Below are 18,395 nucleotides of genomic sequence, written 5' to 3' on the forward strand. Positions count from 1 at the left end.
TTGTCCAACTTTCTAATCCAACTTCCCCTGCATCCCAAATTCCATCGCCGTCTGCATCGTTCCACTTACTTCCTGAGATGGTTCCAGAGGATTGATAATTCCCAAAATCTAGATCAGTCAGGACTGGGAATGGGCTTGCATCACTACTTAGAGAAACATCGTAATATCCTTCATTTGGTGTTGACTGTATCCATCCCTCTTGTTGAACTTCACGAACGATATAGTTTCCTGGTTTTAGACCAGTAAAACTATAGTGTCCATTTTTATCTGTGGAAGTTGATTTTTCGTTACTATCAAGTTGACCGTTATTATTGGTATCCAAATAGATAGTCCAGTTTTCTAATCCAGATTCATTACTTTCCCAAACTCCATCGCCGTCTGTATCGTTCCACTTACTGCCTAATATTATTCCTTGAGAAGGAGGAGCGAGATTGATAAAGCGATCGCTAAACCCCAGTCGTTCAATACCGAAAATTAAATCTAATCCATCTGGTCCGCTAACTTGACCAGCGATGGTGTTAATTTGATAATTACCGTAAAGACCATTAAACAGAGCAGTATCGAATCCCGTTCCACCAAAGATATTATCGTTACCGGGACCTCCACGTATAATATCATTGCCGTTGTTACCAAAGATATTATCGTTGCCAGCACCTCCATTAATCCTGTCATTATTATTGGTTCCAAACAAATCGTCATTCCCTGGAGTTCCGACAATATTTTTTAGGGGTATTACAGATGTAACAGTTTTAGGTTCTAAGTTCAAACTGTAATCTGCGCGATCAAAAGTAGTAAAATCATTAAGATCGTTTTGACCGACAAAATTATTAATTATTTTTTTGTTAGTCAAAAAGCCTAAATTGTTAGCTGTGCTGGGTGTATTGTCATTCATTGTTTTAACCTCAAGTTTGCGTTTTTTCGTAAAAATATTGCCGATAAAACTGTACTAACTAGATAGGAACAATGAGTAAAGTAATGCCTTGTCGTCCCTTAATTAATACAGTATTTCCAATACAGACAGTGCGATTAGGCTGCTCGTGCCATCGGGCTGGGTAATAGCTAGCAAAAGCTTTTACCCGCAACGGATTTACACTTGCAATAGTGCCTTCTACTGTTTCGGAAAAGATCGTTGCTTGCTTCTGTAAATGGAGAGAGTTCATTATATTTCTCCTTCAGATGTAGGTCATTGCTGTAGTAGATGTACCCGATTTGCTTCAATCAATTACTATCAATAGCACTCTGACTTTTGGACGGATGTTAATTAAAAAATAGAACTTTCCTCAGCAAAATACAGCTAGGTGAATCCGCCAATACATCGTGCGTGTGTCGCTAAGAAAATTGAATTTAATACAGTAAAATTAACTAGGTACTCATCCTAAATATCTACTCCTATGTTTGGAAGTAATGTACTGGTAGCGGATAATTTTTTTAAGCAGATATTGCTTCTATATCCGCCAATATTGTTACTTTTTTGTGTAAACTATAAAAGCGGAAAACAAGCAAGAACTATTTGCTTGACTCTACTTGTTGAATATCTTAATTGGGCTACTAGGGACTGGCGGCTCATTTAAAAGTGAGCCAAAATGAGACTAAACTTCTGTTGGTGAACAAAATGGCAGATTCAGTTAGAGCATCTATCCAAGGACTGAAGTTGGTTGAACGCGCTGTAAAGCAGAAGGGCTGGAACAAACAAGCTCCGATTTTGGTGCAAGAGGCACAGACTTCTGTCAGTACATTGAAGCGATTTTGGCGCGGGAAACCCATAGAGAGAGAAGTTTTTATTAATATTTGTAAAGCTGTCGGTATCGATAATTGGAAAGACGTTGTACTAACCTGTAAAGATTGGCGAGGAGCGATCGATGTCTCAAATTTTGTTGGACGTACCCAAGATATATCTACTTTGGAACAGTGGATACTAGAAGATCGTTGCCGTTTGGTAGCAATATTGGGAATGGGCGGCATAGGCAAAACTGCCCTTTCTATTAAATTAGGAAAACAGATTGAAGATCAATTTCATTACTTAATTTGGCTAAATCTTCGGGAAGCTCCGTCAGTAACAGATATCCTAACGGAGTTAATTCTTTTTCTATCAGAATATAAAGAAACTAGATTACCAAATAGTGTTAGCGATCAAATAACCAAGTTACTTGAATATCTCAATTCCTCTCGCTGTTTACTCATTTTAGACAATGCCGAGTCAATTCTCCAAGATGGTACTTATACGGGAAAATATCGCCAAGGTTGTGAAGGTTATGGCGAATTATTTAGACAAATAGGTTCAGTAGTTCATCAAAGTTGTCTATTGTTAACCAGTCGAGAAAAACCATCAGAAATTGCTAATTTGGAAGGAGATAGTTTACCCGTCCGTACTTTAACTCTTAAAGGATTACAGACAGAAGCTAAACAAATATTTGAGATTCAAAGTTTATCTATCTCTGACGAAGAATCTTGTAAATTAATAAATTCATATAAAGGTAATCCTCAAGCCTTAAATATTGTATCTGCTCGAATTAGAGAATTATATAGCAGTAATGTATCAGAATTCTTTCAACAAGAACAACCAGTATTTGGTGATATACGTCAGCTTCTAGAGCAACAGTTTAGTCGCTTGTCTGAGTCAGAAAAACAGATTATGTATTGGTTGGCGATTAATCGAGACTTAGTTTCGATAACAGAATTAAAAGACGATTTGGTTTTAGCAGTTACGAAGAACAATTTAACTGACATCATCGAATCTCTAAAACGACGTTTTTTAATAGAAAAAAGCCAAAATGATAGCCGCTACACTTTACAAAACGTTGTTATGGAGTATGTGACAGAAATTTTTGTCAAACAAGTTACTCAGGAGATAACCGATCGTAAGTACAATTTACTTAATAGTCATGCCTTGATTAAAGCTCAATCTAAAAATTATATTAGAGAGGCTCAAATACGTTTAATTCTCGAACCAACACTTAAAAGATTGAAAGAAAAATTTGGTATTGACATAAATATCATTAAATACCTCATAAATTTAGTTAAACAACTTTCTTCAGAATTATTGCCTAAGTCAGGTTATTTAGCTGGAAATATCATCAATTTACTCGTTCATCTTCAAGCCGATTTAACTGGGTGTGATTTTTCTAATTTGACTATTAGACAAGCTGATTTGCGAAATATTAATTTGCAAGATGTTAACTTTACTAACTCTGACTTGAGTCAATCTATATTTTCAGAAATTTTTGAAAATATTTTATCAGTAGCTTTAAGTGCAGATGGCAGAACTTTAGCAACTGGAGATACTGATGGTGAAATCCGTTTATGGGAAGTAGCTACTGGTCAATCGTTAATAACTTTAAGAGGACACACCAGTTGGATACGTTCTCTCGCTTTTAGTCCCGATGACACTAAATTAGCTAGTTGTAGCAACGATGGGACTGTCCGAATTTGGGATGTCTCTAATGCTTTTGCCGCAGAATGGCTTCATACTTTAAGAGGACATCATCAGTGGGTTTGGAGTGTTGCTTTTAGTCCTGATGGCTCAAAAATTGCTAGTGGTAGCGATGATGCCACTATTAGATTATGGGATACTTTTAATGGTCAATGTCTTCAGATTTTAGAGGAACATCATTTTGGGGTACGTTTTGTTACTTTTCGTCCTGATGGTCAAACTTTAGTTAGTGCTAGTAGTCCAGATCAAGTCGTTAAATTATGGGATATAGTAACAGGTCAATGTTTAAACTCTTGGCAAGAAACAACGCATATTGTTCGTGCTGTTACCCTCAGTCCTGATGGAAAACTCTTGGTAACTGGAAGTGATGATTCTAGAGTTAGGTTATTAGATATTGAAACAGGTGAAGTAATTAGTATCTTATCAGGACACACAAATCGCATTTGGTCAGTTGCTTTTAGCTCTAATAACCTAATTTTGGCAAGTGGTAGTGCAGATAGAACGATTAGACTATGGAATCTTGAGGATCTTGAAAATGAAAATATTGAATGTTTTAATATTTTTCCAGAAGAAACTGGAAGAATTCGTTCTCTAGCTTTTAGTCGAGATGGCAAAGTTTTAGCCAGTGGCAGTGACGACCAAAAAGTAAAATTATGGAATGTTTTAGATGGCAAGTGTCTTCATACTTTACAAGGTTATACCTACAGAATTTGGTCTGTTTCTTTTGGCTGCTCTGAATCAATATTAGCTACTGGTACTGATGACAAGGTAGTTAGGTTATGGGATATTTCTCAAGGAAGCTGTATCAAGACTTTTCTTGGTCATCAAGGTCGCGTTCGTGCTGTTGCAATTAGTCCAAATGAAAAGTGGATCGCGAGTGGTAGTAACGATCAGACTATCAAAATTTGGGATATTGCTACAGGTCGATGTCTTCAAACTTTATATGGTCATAAAGACTGGGTTTGGTTTGTGGCTTTCAATCTAGATGGAACTCAATTAATTAGTGCTAGTGACGATCGCACTATGCGATTATGGAATCTCTCAATTGGAGACTGTGTCCAAACGATTGAAAATAATCACAGTTGGTTTTGGTCAATTGCTTTTAGTTCTCATCAGCAAATTATCGCTAGTGCAGATGAAGATTGCAAGATCAGATTATGGAATTGTCAAACTGGAGAATGTTTCCAAACTTTAGCGGGACATAACGATAAGGTACGCTCTGTTGCTTTTAATCTAGATGGAACGCAATTAGCAAGTGGAAGCGATGACCAAATTATAAGAATTTGGGATCTTGATTCTGGGAACTGTTTACACCAATTATCAGGACATACTGGTCAAATTAGATCGGTTGTATTTAGTCCAAATACAAGAATAATCGCTAGTGTTAGTGACGATTGTACAGTCAAGTTGTGGGATGTTAATAATGGTCAATGTTTAACTACATTAGCTGAACACGACCAACCAGTTTGGTCAGTAAATTTTAGCTTTGATAGTCGTATTGTTGCCAGTGGTAGTGAAGATGCAACAATTAAGTTATGGGATGTTTTTAGTGGCGAACGTATTAAAACTTTAAGACCTAAAAAACTTTATGAAGGAGCAATTATTAACCGAATTAAGGGTCAAACTCAAGCTGGAATAGAGAATTTATTAGCTTTGGGAGCTAAAATAGATTTCGATCGATAGAGTTAAAACGTACATTCTGCACGACAAAATGTACGAAATTGTGTGTCGAGCGTCACCTTTGGCGGGCGCTGATAAAAAATGGGCTTAAGTTCTTTAGAATTCATATTTCTAAAGCAAGAGTTTCCCACTAATATTTCATTTGCAGAGAACTAATTTTGAATTTGCTCTAATGCCAATTTAGCACGAGCTTGAACTGTTAATTCTTCGTCTGTGTCAATTATTTGCTGTAATTGTGCGGAAATTTTTGACTGAAATTCTGACTGAGTAACGGCTAATCCTTCCAACCCAACTACTGCGGCATAGCGTACTACCCATTCAGGATCTTGACATACTTTGAGTAAAGTTTCTAAAGCTTTTGTTTGGGATGGTAGCACTTCCTCGTCAGCTAATTTCGCCCAATTCATGCTACCTAAACCTTTGGCTGCGGCTCGACGCACGCTTAAAGCAAAATCACTAAGAGCCGCTTCAATTAAAGTATCTAAAGCGCGGGGGTCGCCAATTTTTGCTAATGCGCGATGAGACCAAGCTCTGGCTCCATAATCATAGCCGTCAATTTGTTCTAGAAGTGCGGGAACGGCTACTTCTCCTAATTCTACCAGTCCTTGAACTGCGGCGATCGCTGCACCCGGATTGTTATAGCCGAGGATTTTAATTAGGGTTGAAATTCCTTCTTCTTCACGTGCGGCTGCTAATTCTCTAACTGCTGTAAATAAGCTTTCTGAAGAGTTGGCTCGCTCTACGGCTTGGATTAATTCATTAGTCATGCGATTTTGATTGGGGATTTTAAATTGTTAGATTAACCGCTTTGGTTGGAGAATTTTAGTTACTAGTTTTTTTATTAGTAAATGTTAGTTTATTGACTAAAAATTATAATAAAGAATCCATAATTTTCATTACTTGGATACTTGGCTCAGAAAGAGTTAAGCTATCTGAAGAGCTATTTTCTATCTCTCGTTCCAAAAGTCCTTTAAGAGAAATTAACTTAATACTATTTTCTACTCCCGCTCGGGCGATCGCCTCTGCTGCTGGTAAATAACCGATTGCTCCTAAATCCATTAACGCCGATCGCCGCAATGGTAACTTCTCAGCCTGCAACCCTCGGATTAATCTTTTACCATAAATTTCTTCTTTTGTCAACTGATACATTGCTCTCGCGGCAGCAAATTGCACCTTTTCCACTGGATGTTGAGTAAAAGGTTGAATCTGGGGAATAGCTTCCGTTGCGCCCAAGGTTCCCAAAGCTTCTAACACAGCTTCATAAGGTTGAACCAAATGGGGTTTTCCGGGAACTTGAGTTGCCGCTTCCACACCACCTGCAAGCAATTTCACCAGAGGAGGAATCGCACTGCGATCGCCAAGCATCTCCAACGACTGAGCCGCAGCTTCGCGCACGTAGTAATCGCTACTTGACAAGCTGCCGATCAACGCTGGTACTACTCGGCGATCGCTCAATTTCCCAAGCGCTCTTGCGGCATTACGTCGCAGAGGATAGCCACCATCAGGCGAGCGATCTACTTCATCTTCCAGAGCCGCCAACAAAGCATCAATAGCCGCAGGTTCATTAACGCGAAACCTACCTAACCACCAAGCTGCGTAATAACGCAAACCCGTGTCTGATTGCTGTTGCAGATTAGCGATCGCTTGCGCTACCGTTAACTGCTCTGCCCCAGACTGTTGCTGACTATACTCTTGCATCCGTTAAATTTCCCAAGCGCTTGCTCAAACAATTAATTTTTAACTCAATTACTCTTCATCTGCACCCGTGCTTTTCGGTTTGCCTCCAGCATTGAGAATTTGGTAAGTTGTAGTCGCCTTCATTTTTGCCTCGCTATCACCTTCCATTGTCAGAGGCATAATGTTGACGATTTTACCTCCCAAGCGATTAATCCTTTGCATTTGTTCGCTCAAGCGATTATAAGGAACTTTGATATAAGTAGTACCACTATTGCGAATGCGATAGCTAACCCGATCGGGATCTACTTTTTGTTGCATTCCTTCAACTTCGATGCAATACATCCGGCTAGCGGATTCACCAAAAACCCCTTTGCCAACTCCTGTTTGACCGTACATACTTAAAATTCACTCCTTTATTTGAAAACCCTTCCACAACTTTATACCCCCCTAACCTCCCGAACTGCGGAGGCTGATAATTTTCTCCAACCCCAGTGTTTGGGCGGCTAAGGGGGCATTTAGCGTAACTCCTTAATTTTATTTTCTTACGCTGGTCTTATGTTGAGAATTTTGCCACCAGACCGCAAAATTTGTTGAATGCGATCGGATAATTGCTCGTAAGGTACCAAGTAAGCTTGATTAGAGCGACGCACGTTAGAGTTACGAATCGTGCGACCGATTAAGCCAGTAGCTTCAACACGATACATCCGTGCTGGTTCTGTAGCTACTCCGCCAAAAGTTGTTTGCGGTGTATCCGTTTTAGAACGGAAACTACTTCCTTTTGGAGTTTTAATGCTCGAAGCTTGATTATTAGCTAACTCGCGAGTTAAACGAGCTTTTTTGTTGCCCACTTGACCGCGATCGTTGTTAGCATAACCCCGATATAGTTGGAACATCCGGCTAAAGCCAACTGTTCTTACTCCAGGGGTAACGCTAAAACCTGTATAATAAGGAACGATGTTGTCGCCGAATTTGCTTTCATATTCGCGACTCTCGAAATAAGAATCTATTTCCGCATCGTATCCTTCTTCTTCTACACGGCGAGTATGTTGCGCCCACTCATCCTCATCGTAAGGAGGACGACCCAACAAATGTTTGAAATTCAATTCCACAAAACGTTGGTTGTTATTCGGGTAGAAGAACTTTTCTTTGTACAGATCCGACTTAGCGATCGCCCGAACAAAATCCCGAACGGAAATATTTCCTTGTCTTAACAAAGATTCCGCCGAAGTTAGCCGCTCTGACTTCATAATGTAGTCATTGCCTAACACTTGGCGGTACGCTGCTTTGAACACAGCTTGCAAATCATCTTCTGTCCAGTCTGGTCGTAATTCTACCTTTGTGCCATCAAAAGCATCCAGACCTAAGTTTCCCGACGCTTTGAGATAACTGGGAACTAATAAACCGGTCATAAACAGCCCTCCCGACTACTTTTTTAATTTCTTAAAGCTTTGTAATTAAAAACAATGCCCGGAAAAATCTGCAAGTGCTAGCCACGAGAGCCAACATTCGCTCATCCTTCCGGGCATTTTACCTAAAAGAACTAGCTCAGGGCGTTAATCGCGTAGTCGATGTAGGTGTTAGCTTCGTTAGCAGCTTGACCGGACAAACCGTGGTTAGCTTTGATGTACTTGAGAGCTTCAACGTACCAGCTAGGAGACAAGTCGTAAGCGCGGTTGATTTCGTCTAAACCAGCAACTAAATACTCGTCCATAGGACCGGTACCGCCTGCAACCAAGCAGTAAGTAACCATGCGGAGGTAGTGACCGATGTCACGGCTGCACTTGTCTTTACCACGCTGATCCGCAGCGTACTGAGGTCCCTGCATTTGAGTGGTATAAGGGAACTTGTTGTAAACCGCGTTAGCAGCACCGTTGATCAGGTCGGAAGACTTTTGGGTCAAAGCGCGAGCAGCGTCCATGCTTGCTTTAGCGCGATCGAGACGACCGTTCACAGCTTGTAATTCGGTGTTACCCAAGAAACGTCCTTGAGTATCAGCAGCAGCGATTGCTTCAGTAATTGGGGTTTTCATGGTTTTTATCTCTCTCTTGTTTCTTCGTGCAAATTACAAAATTAACCGTTTGGTTTTAAGACACACTCTGTCTTTCTCGACAATTTTTGCTGTGTTAACCTTAATCGGTCAACTACGCAACAGCAGAAGCAGCTTTATCGAAATAGCTAGCTACTTCAGACATTAATTGGCTGCAATCGCCTTGGGTGATGCCGTTAGGATCGTTAGCAATCTTAATCGCAGCATCTTTCATTTTTTGCACGCCAGCAGCAACGGAAGCACCAGGAACTCCTAAAGCTTGGTAGGTTTCGCGCAGACCATTCAAGCAGCGATCTTCGAGAACGCTAGCATCGCCAGCCAAAATAGCATAGGTTACATAGCGTAAAATGATTTCCATGTCGCGCAAGCAAGCTGCCATGCGACGGTTGGTGTAAGCATTTCCACCGGGTTGAACCAGTTGGGGCTGATCGGCGAACAATTCGCGAGCTGCATCAGTAACAATACTGGAAGCGTTGCTGGTGATGCGGTTAACTGTGTCTAGGCGCTTATTACCATCTGCAAGAACTTGATCCAAACCATCTAACTGCTCGGTGGTGAGGAATTTACCGCTATTATCAGCTTGAGAAATTACCCGTGTAAATGCGTCTAACATTTCGACTCAATCTCCTAATGTTAAGTTTTGTTTTGATTCTCAGCTATTTCTAGCTGCCTTGCCAGCATTAGGTTCTTTCCCAGGCATTCGGCTCTTTTTCTCGGTTTGCTTCGCAGCCTTTTGACGAATTCTGTAGTTTTCATCAACTCTGACTTTCGTTACCTCACTTGGTTAACTTCACCAGTTCGTAGGTGAAATCTGAGAAAGCTGCTCTTGTTTATGAGAATTCTCAAAAACTTGCTAAACCAGACTTTTTTCTGCCTTTGCCTGTTTTGTAAACCTTACGTTTATCTTTATACACTGCCTATGGGGTGTTTTTAAATTACAAATTGTTAAGATATTTTCTTAATTTTTTATTAACTTAACAAGGATTGTTGTTAAAGGTTTTTGAGGATTCTGTTTGCCAACCTGAAATAAGACAAAATCGCGCCTAATCTTGAATGAGACGCGATCTAAGGAAGTATTGGTCGAGCTAAGAAGTATTTAACTGGCTTAATCTCTGCGTTTTTCTAAGTATTGACCAATAGTTAGCTCTTGTCCAGCACGGGAGATAATGGTTTGTCTGGTACGGTACTGGGTGCCAATTAGTTTTAACTCTTCCTCAAATACAGAACCACCGTATTCTGTTTTCAAGCACATGGTTTTAGGGTTAGGAAAGTAAAATTGAGCTGTAATCGGGTCTTTGGTAGCAAAACCGCGATCGCGGTACAAAATATTCTCTTTGACACCAAAAATTGTTGAACCGACTGAAGGCTTGCGATTTTGCCCTGTATAATTGCTCTCCCAGGTTACTTTACTGCCTCCGACTAAGGTTGTCTGATCGTCAAATTCGTGTAACTGAGCTAATTTTATCAGTTCTGGACTTCCTGGTTCCAAAAAGCTAACTGTGATGAAACTTTCTACTTCTTGGGTTTCACCATTCTTGAGCGTATAGTAACGCCGTTGCGAGTTCCAGTTACCTGCTGACTCCTGGAAAAACTTTACCGCCAATGATTCTGATGTGGATAACTGAGCAATTTGTACAGGTGATTTCATTCAAACCAGACCTCTGCGATTTTCATTACACTATAGCTGTTTTTTAGTAAAGGTGCATGAGAATTATCGTTACATAACTTAATGCTAAACTGAAACAACTCTTAAATAACTCTGTCTAGAGGAGAGTATTCTCGCGAAACCAAGCATCATCAAGGGTCGGCAAGTGGTATAAGAAAAAAAGCAATTCACACAGACTCCGCGAGAAGCACTTCACCAAAGCCAGTCATTAAGCAAGCAAGAAACGAAAACGACTAACCATGAACACTAATTCGCTGCAAAATTTTTTCGCTCGCTGTTTGGGTAGTTGGGTAACAGAACGAACGTACCACTACTTGAGTAAAAATCCCCAAGAGGTAGAGCGATCGCGCACGGAATTTAATGTCAATCCCTTGACATCCGCTCTCATGGCAAAAGTCCTCAGCGATAATGAATATCAAGAAACCTCTCCGAGAGAAAAAATGACTGGATTTCAACTTGATTTCTACACCATTTCCGAAAAAGGTGAAGAAGTCTCCCAGCAACTAAATGCACTCTTCATACCTCAAAAAGAAGACAACTCGCAGTTAGAAGGAGATTACTTACGAGACAGAGCTTATGAAGAAGAAAGACCGATCGTATCTCATTTTTGTTTCTCCCGCGATCGCCAGGAATTGTTAATGACAACAAACTATACCCGTATTGTTGCCGTAGATTCAATTACACTGGTTAATCCCAACCTGAGAATCAGAAAAATTCTCACTTATCAACGTCCTCCCGAAGGACAACCATTAGAAAAAGTCGTGCTAGTCGGTTTTGGTGTTGAGGAGAGAGTTAACTAAGCGAATTGATAGCAAAGAATCTTTACCAAATGCTTCAGCTTAGTGCTAGCAAGACTATTAACAAAATATACTTGAACGCAAGTACATCGGAGAAAGAAATTCATGGCAAAAAAAAGGCGCCGAACTTCCACTAAATATTCAGAACGTAAATCAAATCTGGGAATTTCCCTAACTCCTACGGGAATAGACTTACTGGCAAAAATGGCGAAAAAAACAGGGTTATCCAAATCCGAACTCGTCGAAAGGATTGCTAGAGGTAACGTAGCGATCGCTTGTTCGGATGCTGATTTGACTATTACGCTCGAAACTGAATCCAGCTCTACTACTTCTGAAAAATCAACTCAGGAACTGGAAAAAGCTCAATCTGTAGTAGATGTTACCACTGGCTCTCGCCAACCAGAAATTCGGTCCAAATCTAACCAAACTGACTCGCTCTCTCAACAAGACGATAACAGTCTCCAACAAAAATCCGCACAACAAGCAAAACTAATTGCTCAGTTAGAACAAAAACTCAAAGATAATCAAACTCTAGGTGAAAAACAGGCTGCTCAAATCAACGATTTACAAAAGAAATTAAAAGATGGGGAATCGCAAACAAAAAGTCAAGATAAAACTAATCAAGCTTTACAAAAACAAGTTGCACAACAAAAAGCACAAATTAGCGAATTAGAGCGAAAACTGCAAAAACAAGAAACTGAAGCGACTGAACAAATTACTTTTTTACAAAAAGAACTAAACCAGCAGCAAACTCAGACAGACGAGCAAATTCAAAGTTACCAATCTCTAGAGCAGCGATCGCAAGAACAACAAAAACAGATTACCCAACTACAACAACAGCTTAAACAAAAACAATCAGAGTCAAACTCTCACATTAGTGAGTTAGAGCAACAACTTAAGGAAAATCAAGCTCAAGCTACACAACAAAAACAGAGTTATCAAGCTCTCCAGCAGCAATTAGAGGAAAAACAAACTCGTATTAGTGAGTTAGAGCAACAACTCCAGGAAAATCAAGCTCTCCAGCAGCAGCTAGAGGAAAAACAAACTCGTATCAGTGAGTTAGAGCAACAACTCAACGAGCAACAAGCTCAAGTTGCACAACAAAACCAGAGTTATCAAGCTCTCCAGCAGCAGCTAGAAGAAAAACAAACTCGTATTAGTGAGTTAGAGCAACAACTCCAGGAAAATCAAACTCAAACTGCTAGTGAAATTGAAAAATTACAGCAACAGCTTAACGAACAACAAACTCAGGTAAATCAAAAAAACGCTAGTTACCAATCTCTCCAAAAACAGTCAGCACAACAACAAGCGCAGATTGAATCCTTAGAAAAGCAACTGCATCAACAGCAATCTCAAGTAAATCAACAGCTTGAACAGCTACAGCAAAGTTTAGAACGTAAACAAGCACAAATAGCTAGTCAAGCCGAAAAATATGCTGCTCTCGAAAAGAATTGCTTAGAACAAAAAAGTGCGATCGCTCAACTAGAAAAACAAAAAAGTGAGTTACAGCGTTCTGCTACTTTAGGAGAAGTGCAGTTAAACAAGTGGCGTAACCGCACATTTTCTCGTTAAATTGGCTGATTTTAGAAAGGATTTAAGAAGGATTTCAGGAAAAATGGACGCAATGGAATTTTTCCAGCGTAGTGCTGGTAAATGGCGATCGCAGCGCGTCACTCATCATCTCGCTTTCCGACGTGCTGAGTCAGGTGGTTCGGAAATTTTTGTCGAACCCCTCGCTGCGGACAACCCGAAAGTAATCGAAATCTGTAAGCTACACGATGTTGACCCTAGTTTAGCTGTGGGTGGAGCTTTTGTAAGCTGGGATGGTTCGATGGATTGGGATAAAGAAGGAGAAGAACATAAAGGAACGACCGTTTTTTCGCTCGTTCCCGATCCCGATAATCCCAAAAAAGGACGACTTTTGCGCGAACGAGGCTATGCAGAAATTGTACCCGTCGCTGGTCGTTATGAAATCGATGACGAAGAAGCTTTAGTTTTAGTCACCGACTACGAAACCATGAGTACAACTGAACGCTTTTGGTTTGCTAGTCCAGACTTACGTTTGCGCACTAGCACCGTCACGCGCTTTGGTGGGTTTAGTACCGCTACCTTCTGCGCTGAAAGTCGAATTGACGACACAGCAACCGCAAAAGGCGATTCTAACTCAACTTCCAAACAACTAGAGCCGATCTGTGGTTGGTAAAGTGATTACTCAAGACCCCTTTCTGCGCGGTTCCGAGTATTTACAGTTCGTGCGAGAGTTGGCTCTCTCCCCAGAAATGGTAGATGTGAGTGAAGAAATTAATCTGCGTATCCAAATCTGTAACTGGATCGGGGCTAATATCGATACTGTCAATCGTCGGCTTAATACTTGTCTGGAAGCTTGTCACGCTTGCTTTCATCCCGAAAAGCGTCAAGAAATGCAAATCTGGGCGGCTCCTTTAGCTCAAAAATTCGGTGTAGACGCTTTTTGTAACTTACAAGTCAAGCCTGTGGCGATCTTAGTTGATGTTGGTCGCATCGTACCGCAAGATTGGTTAAGCGTAGTCGTCCACGAATACGCTCACGCTCATCTGGGTTATCCCGGTCACGATCGCCGCTTTTTTGATGTCCTTACTCATCTTTGTCTCGGACTCGGTTTACCACCGCCAACTTACCAACCGGATAATTTAGCCATTTTACCTAATTGGCCCCACTGTCAACCGACTAAACAACCCCTAGCTTTTTGGGTAGGTTCTTGCTGAAATTCTCAGTTAAAAATTTTTGGCAAAAGTTAAGTTTCGTCACAAAAGCTGGACGATAAGATCGCTTTTTGATAAAAAAATCGGGGTAGTAAGCTAAAAAAACTTCACTACCAACCTCTGTCTAGCCGAAAAAATTACCAATTTATAACAAATGATAAGATTTCTAAGTTTTGATGCCTAGACAGTTTTATGATCGAAATTAAACTTTTTAAGATTTCGTAATACGGAGGATATCAAGTGGCTCTTCCTTTATTGGAATACTCGCCTTCGAGCCAAAATCAGCGTGTAGCTGGATACGATTCAGTCTCTAACGAAGAGCAACCCTACATCTATTCCACAGAGTTGCGCTCCCCAGGGGCTGAAATGGACGAAGTGATTTGGGCAGCTTATCGCCAAATCTTCAGCGAACATCAAATTCTCAAATACAATCGTCAGACGGTTCTGGAATCGCAGTTACGCTATGGTCAGCTTAACGTTCGCGATTTTATTCGCGGATTAGCGACTTGCGAAGCATTCCGACGCTTGAACTACGAACCAAACGATAACTACCGTTTCGTTGAGCTTTGCGTCCAACGCATTCTTGGTCGTGATGTTTACAACGAGCGCGAAAAAATTGCTTGGTCGATTGTTTTAGTTACCAAAGGTCTGACGGGCTTCATCGATACTTTGCTTGACAGCGAAGAGTATCTGAACAACTTTGGTTATGACAAAGTTCCTTATCAGCGTCGGCGGGTTTTGTTGCAGCATGATAGTGGCGAAACACCTTTCAACCTGAAGACACCTCGTTATGGTGAATATCATCGAGGTCAGCTTGGTTTCCCCCAAATCGTTTGGCAGAACCCAGTGCGCCGCTTTATTCCCCAAGACAAGATTGCCAGAGCGGGCGATCCTTCTCAATTCTTGGGTATGGCACGCGGGCTAAACGCTCAAAACAACACCACGCCGAAAGTTGGTGCAGGAAATATCGATTATTTGTCGAAAGTTCCTTACCGCAGAAGATAGGTAATATTTTTTAGCTGAATGCGGCTGAGGCAGTTGCAGATTAGCAGGATGATTCTGAGTGGGAGTTATTTTGTTAATTGGTAACTGCCTCTATTTGTTTGGCTGTTTGGTTAAATTCGTCGTCGTAGTACGTCGAGTAATTTGGTAAATTCGGCGGGTAAGGGCGCGATCGCTTCTATCTCTTTTTCGGTGACGGGATGGATCAAGGATAGTTTTCTCGCGTGTAGTGCTTGTCCTGATAAGTTTACTTTGACAGAACGATTAGAACTGTAAGTGCGATCGCCGACGATCGGATGACCGATGTGACTGCTATGAACGCGAATTTGGTGCGTCCGTCCGGTTTCCAGACGAAATTCCATTAAGGTATAGTTACCCAATTCTTCGATAACTCGCCAGTGGGTGACAGCGTTACGTCCGTTTTTGTCGAGAGGCGCGATCGCCATTTTTTTGCGGTCAACTGGATGACGACCGATCGGTTGGTCAATCGTCCCCTCATTTGTGGCTGGACGACCGTAGACGATGCCCCAATACTCTCTTTGGGCTGTTTTCGCCTTTAGCTGTGCTTGTAAGTGCTGGTGGGCAAAATCTGTCTTCGCTACGGCGATCGCGCCCGTGGTATCCTTATCCAAACGGTGAACAATTCCCGGACGTTCCACCCCACCAATCCCCGCCAAATCGTGACAATGTGCTAACAAAGCATTGACAAGCGTACCACTTTCATGTCCCGGCGCAGGATGAACTACTAAACCCGCAGGTTTGTTGAGAATAATCAGCGCATCATCTTCATAGAGAATATCTAAAGGAATCGCTTCTGGCTCTAATTCTAGAGGTTTGTTAGCGGGAATTGAGACACAGATAGCATCTGAAGTTTTTACCTTCGTCTTTTTTTCGGTACAGACAGCCCCATTTAAGGTAACATTACCAGACTCGATTAAACTTTGGAGACGCGATCGGGACAAATCCGTTAACTGAGAAGCAAGATAACGATCTAAACGCATTTGTTTTTCAATGTGTATAAGCCTTAACTGGTGGAGGTTTTGTCTCTATCATACAATTAGTAATGCTATTTTACTCAGCCATTACTCACAAAGCTTTTTAGAGCATTAAGTCGAATTATTGCTGAGTCTACGGTTGAGAAGAATGAGAAGGAGTTGGAGTCGATTGTTCCGGATATTGAGGAGATACATTTAGGTAAGGCGAGTGATTAGATAAAAAAAAGGACGGGTTTTAACCTATCCTTTGCAGAAAAATGGAAAGCATCTTTACCAAGTCCTCTCTTCGTTATTTGATCATTTTTTGATGATCAAAAAGGGAGGTAATAACGGGCTGTTTACCTCTTCGAATAGAGCTATAGTGTTATGGGTTCTGTAGTATGAGAGTACGCTGTTTATATTTTACAGGATTACAGTTTTATTTCTCTCGGTATTGTTTTTCTAGTTCGTAGCGTTGTAGTTGTAGTTGTAGGCTTTCGTTCTCTGCTTTGTAACGTTCGACTTCTGTTTTGTAACGTTCGTTCTCTGTTTCTGTGGCTGCTAATTTAGCTTTTAAGGTGTCTATTTCATTCTGTTTACCTCGTAGGTCATTTAATGCAGATTGTAAGCCTTCGAGTTTGCTTTCTTGACCTTGGTAACGTAGGTAAGTTGTTTGGTTCATTGCTACTGTGTGACCCAAGCTGTTGGCTATCGCGAGGTGGTTTAAGCCTGCTTGGTGCATTCGTATGTTGCAGGCGTGGCGTAGCTTGTGGGCAGTGAAAGGAATGTTTTTTCGCCACCACCAAGCGTTGAAGGCGTTACTGCCTTGTATATTACCCCTGGCTCTTTTTAGTGGGTTCTTATACTCTGGCAATACCTCGCTGAAGGGTTGGTTAACCAAGTCGAAAGTCTCAAACCAATTTTTACCTTCAGGCATAAACGGGAGTGCTAGACGTTTACCTGTTTTACCTCCACTAATTACTAAGATTTTCTCAGTGTTGGTTGGGTCATTAATAGCAGGGATTATCTTATCATTACCTTGATATTTAATCGTTTCTGTTGGGTCATTTTCATCATCATTGTCTACTGCGATAAATTCTCCATTTCTTATCAAGATTGGATTATCCCAATTCATGATAGAAAAGGCTTCGTGGACTCGTAAGCCATAAATGGCAAGGATTCCGTAAAACCTCAGAGTCTTTCTGTTCCGGATTCCTTTCCCTTTTTCTCTTGAGTTTATAACCCAGCGCTCGTAAATGTCATGCCAGGTTTCCTCTATCTCTCTGTCGGTTGGTAGATAATCATTGTGCTTTTTGGTCGGCACATTCTGAATTGTTTTTTCCGCCCAGACTAAATACTTGGTAGGTAATTCCAGTACAGCAAGGTTTCGCTTGAAGGTTTTAAGATGCCTTTTCGCCAGCGACCCTTTTAACCCACTATCTATTAGCCACTGAGACAAAGCTTTCAGAGTAAATTCGTCGTTATTGTTTTGCCATGTTTCAAAGTGGGAAAAACTGTGGTAATACACTGCATCTGAATTTTTCAGCTTGTTCTTACGCCCCTCCCAGTCGTTATTAATTACTTCCCAAGCGTCATGAAAGGTTAGCTTCTGTTCGGTGGCTGCTGCGGTTGATTGCTGTTGGCGCGTCTTCGGTTTGCGTCCGATTAACTCGTCTTTCCATTCGTCGCTGTAGGTGCCACTTGTAAACTAATTGACTCAGAAATATTTTAACCACAGAACTCATCAATCCTATTCTCTCAGATTGAAAATCCGATCTTCAAATCAAGAAATAACCTCTCCCCCAACCCCTCTCCTACCAGGAGAGGGGAGCAGAATTAGTTAAGATTAAAAACTGCAAACTATTTCTTACTCTCCCTTCCCTTGAAGGGAAGGGGGTTGGGGGGTTAGGTTAGACAGTTATTAGGAGAAAAAATTCCAGTAATTTGAGCACTTACCCCCTTTTCAAATCAAGAAATAACCTCTCCCCCAACCCCTCTCCTACCAGGAGAGGGGAGCAGAATTAGTTAAGATTAAAAACTGCAAACTATTTCTTACTCTCCCTTCCCTTGAAGGGAAGGGGGTTGGGGGGTTAGGTTAGACAATTATTAGGAGAAAAAATTCCAGTAATTTGAGCACTTACCCCCTTTTCAAATCAAGAAATAACCTCTCCCCCAACCCCTCTCCTAGTAGGAGAGGTGAGCAGAATTAGTTAAGATTAAAAACTGCAAACTATTTCTTACTCTCCCTTCCCTTGAAGGGAAGGGGGTTGGGGGGTTAGGTTAGACAATTATTAGGAGAAAAAATCCAGTAATTTGAGGTAAGTTCACCATTTTTATAATATTTTTAATTTCCATATCTTTTCTACATCCCTAATTCTTGT

At 41.0% G+C, this 18,395-nt stretch carries 18 protein-coding genes; 6 read left to right on the forward strand and 12 right to left on the reverse strand.

Translation table 11 applies throughout. The annotated features are described in order from the left end of the window. Window positions 1-892, reverse strand: an 892-nt coding sequence (locus G3T18_RS13255) for an SdrD B-like domain-containing protein (protein WP_263480404.1), incomplete at its 3' end; no start/stop codon positions are given. A gap of 58 nt (window positions 893-950) precedes the next feature. Further along, complete coding sequence (locus G3T18_RS13260) at window positions 951-1,160, reverse strand: hypothetical protein (protein ID WP_224411041.1); 210 nt, start codon at window positions 1,158-1,160, stop codon at window positions 951-953. A gap of 452 nt (window positions 1,161-1,612) precedes the next feature. On the opposite strand from G3T18_RS13260, the gene G3T18_RS13265 reads away from it, so the two are divergent. Further along, window positions 1,613-5,113, forward strand: coding sequence for a WD40 repeat domain-containing protein (locus G3T18_RS13265; RefSeq protein ID WP_224411042.1), 3,501 nt, complete (start codon window positions 1,613-1,615; stop codon window positions 5,111-5,113). A 149-nt stretch (window positions 5,114-5,262) separates the two neighbouring features. On the opposite strand, the gene G3T18_RS13270 is transcribed toward G3T18_RS13265, so the two are convergent. From G3T18_RS13270 to G3T18_RS13300, 7 genes are all read right to left on the reverse strand, one after another. After that, on the reverse strand, window positions 5,263-5,877 hold the full coding sequence (locus G3T18_RS13270) for a HEAT repeat domain-containing protein (protein WP_224411043.1): 615 nt from the start codon (window positions 5,875-5,877) through the stop codon (window positions 5,263-5,265). Window positions 5,878-5,980: 103 nt separating this feature from the next. Continuing rightward, entirely contained in the window at window positions 5,981-6,808 is an 828-nt protein-coding gene (locus tag G3T18_RS13275; RefSeq protein WP_224411044.1) for a HEAT repeat domain-containing protein, read from the reverse strand. 48 nt (window positions 6,809-6,856) lie between these two features. After that, window positions 6,857-7,183, reverse strand: a complete 327-nt coding sequence (locus G3T18_RS13280; protein ID WP_224411045.1) for a phycobilisome linker polypeptide — start codon at window positions 7,181-7,183, stop codon at window positions 6,857-6,859. A gap of 146 nt (window positions 7,184-7,329) precedes the next feature. Then, window positions 7,330-8,196 carry a phycobilisome rod-core linker polypeptide gene (locus tag G3T18_RS13285; RefSeq protein WP_224411046.1) on the reverse strand — a complete coding sequence of 289 codons (867 nt, stop codon included), beginning with the start codon at window positions 8,194-8,196 and terminating at the stop codon, window positions 7,330-7,332. Between the two features lie 131 nt (window positions 8,197-8,327). Further along, window positions 8,328-8,816: a phycocyanin subunit alpha gene (cpcA, locus tag G3T18_RS13290; protein ID WP_224411047.1), complete on the reverse strand. Its 489-nt coding sequence runs from the start codon at window positions 8,814-8,816 to the stop codon at window positions 8,328-8,330. 112 nt (window positions 8,817-8,928) lie between these two features. Beyond that, window positions 8,929-9,447 carry a phycocyanin subunit beta gene (locus tag G3T18_RS13295; protein WP_224411048.1) on the reverse strand — a complete coding sequence of 173 codons (519 nt, stop codon included), beginning with the start codon at window positions 9,445-9,447 and terminating at the stop codon, window positions 8,929-8,931. 492 nt (window positions 9,448-9,939) lie between these two features. Next, on the reverse strand, window positions 9,940-10,482 hold the full coding sequence (locus tag G3T18_RS13300) for a phycobiliprotein lyase (protein WP_224411049.1): 543 nt from the start codon (window positions 10,480-10,482) through the stop codon (window positions 9,940-9,942). A gap of 257 nt (window positions 10,483-10,739) precedes the next feature. Here G3T18_RS13300 and G3T18_RS13305 point away from each other — a divergent pair, with 257 nt between their 5' ends. The 5 genes from G3T18_RS13305 (at window position 10,740) to G3T18_RS13325 (ending at window position 15,043) form a co-directional block, all read left to right on the forward strand. Then, window positions 10,740-11,300, forward strand: coding sequence for a phycobiliprotein lyase (locus G3T18_RS13305; protein ID WP_224411050.1), 561 nt, complete (start codon window positions 10,740-10,742; stop codon window positions 11,298-11,300). Between the two features lie 102 nt (window positions 11,301-11,402). Further along, window positions 11,403-12,869, forward strand: coding sequence for a coiled-coil domain-containing protein (locus tag G3T18_RS13310; RefSeq protein ID WP_224411051.1), 1,467 nt, complete (start codon window positions 11,403-11,405; stop codon window positions 12,867-12,869). Between the two features lie 43 nt (window positions 12,870-12,912). Then, the gene (locus G3T18_RS13315) at window positions 12,913-13,500 is read left to right on the forward strand and encodes a phycobiliprotein lyase (protein ID WP_224411052.1); all 588 of its coding nucleotides are present in this window, start codon (window positions 12,913-12,915) and stop codon (window positions 13,498-13,500) included. After that, entirely contained in the window at window positions 13,490-14,041 is a 552-nt protein-coding gene (locus G3T18_RS13320) for a hypothetical protein (protein WP_224411053.1), read from the forward strand. Before G3T18_RS13315 ends, G3T18_RS13320 begins: the two co-directional genes overlap by 11 nt. A 237-nt stretch (window positions 14,042-14,278) precedes the next feature. Then, the gene (locus G3T18_RS13325) at window positions 14,279-15,043 is read left to right on the forward strand and encodes a phycobilisome rod-core linker polypeptide (RefSeq protein ID WP_224411054.1); all 765 of its coding nucleotides are present in this window, start codon (window positions 14,279-14,281) and stop codon (window positions 15,041-15,043) included. 110 nt (window positions 15,044-15,153) lie between these two features. Here the strand turns inward: G3T18_RS13325 and G3T18_RS13330 are convergent, their stop codons facing one another. The 3 genes from G3T18_RS13330 to G3T18_RS13340 all read right to left on the reverse strand — a co-directional run bounded on the left by G3T18_RS13330 (window position 15,154) and on the right by G3T18_RS13340 (window position 17,759). Beyond that, window positions 15,154-16,041, reverse strand: coding sequence for an RluA family pseudouridine synthase (locus G3T18_RS13330; protein ID WP_224411055.1), 888 nt, complete (start codon window positions 16,039-16,041; stop codon window positions 15,154-15,156). Window positions 16,042-16,453: 412 nt separating this feature from the next. Beyond that, window positions 16,454-17,542, reverse strand: a complete 1,089-nt coding sequence (locus tag G3T18_RS13335; protein ID WP_224411056.1) for a hypothetical protein — start codon at window positions 17,540-17,542, stop codon at window positions 16,454-16,456. Window positions 17,543-17,606: 64 nt separating this feature from the next. Further along, on the reverse strand, window positions 17,607-17,759 hold the full coding sequence (locus G3T18_RS13340) for a hypothetical protein (protein WP_224411057.1): 153 nt from the start codon (window positions 17,757-17,759) through the stop codon (window positions 17,607-17,609). Window positions 17,760-18,395: the final 636 nt, after the last annotated feature.

Origin of the sequence: Oscillatoria salina IIICB1 (assembly GCF_020144665.1) — a bacterium.
Classification (GTDB): domain Bacteria; phylum Cyanobacteriota; class Cyanobacteriia; order Cyanobacteriales; family SIO1D9; genus IIICB1.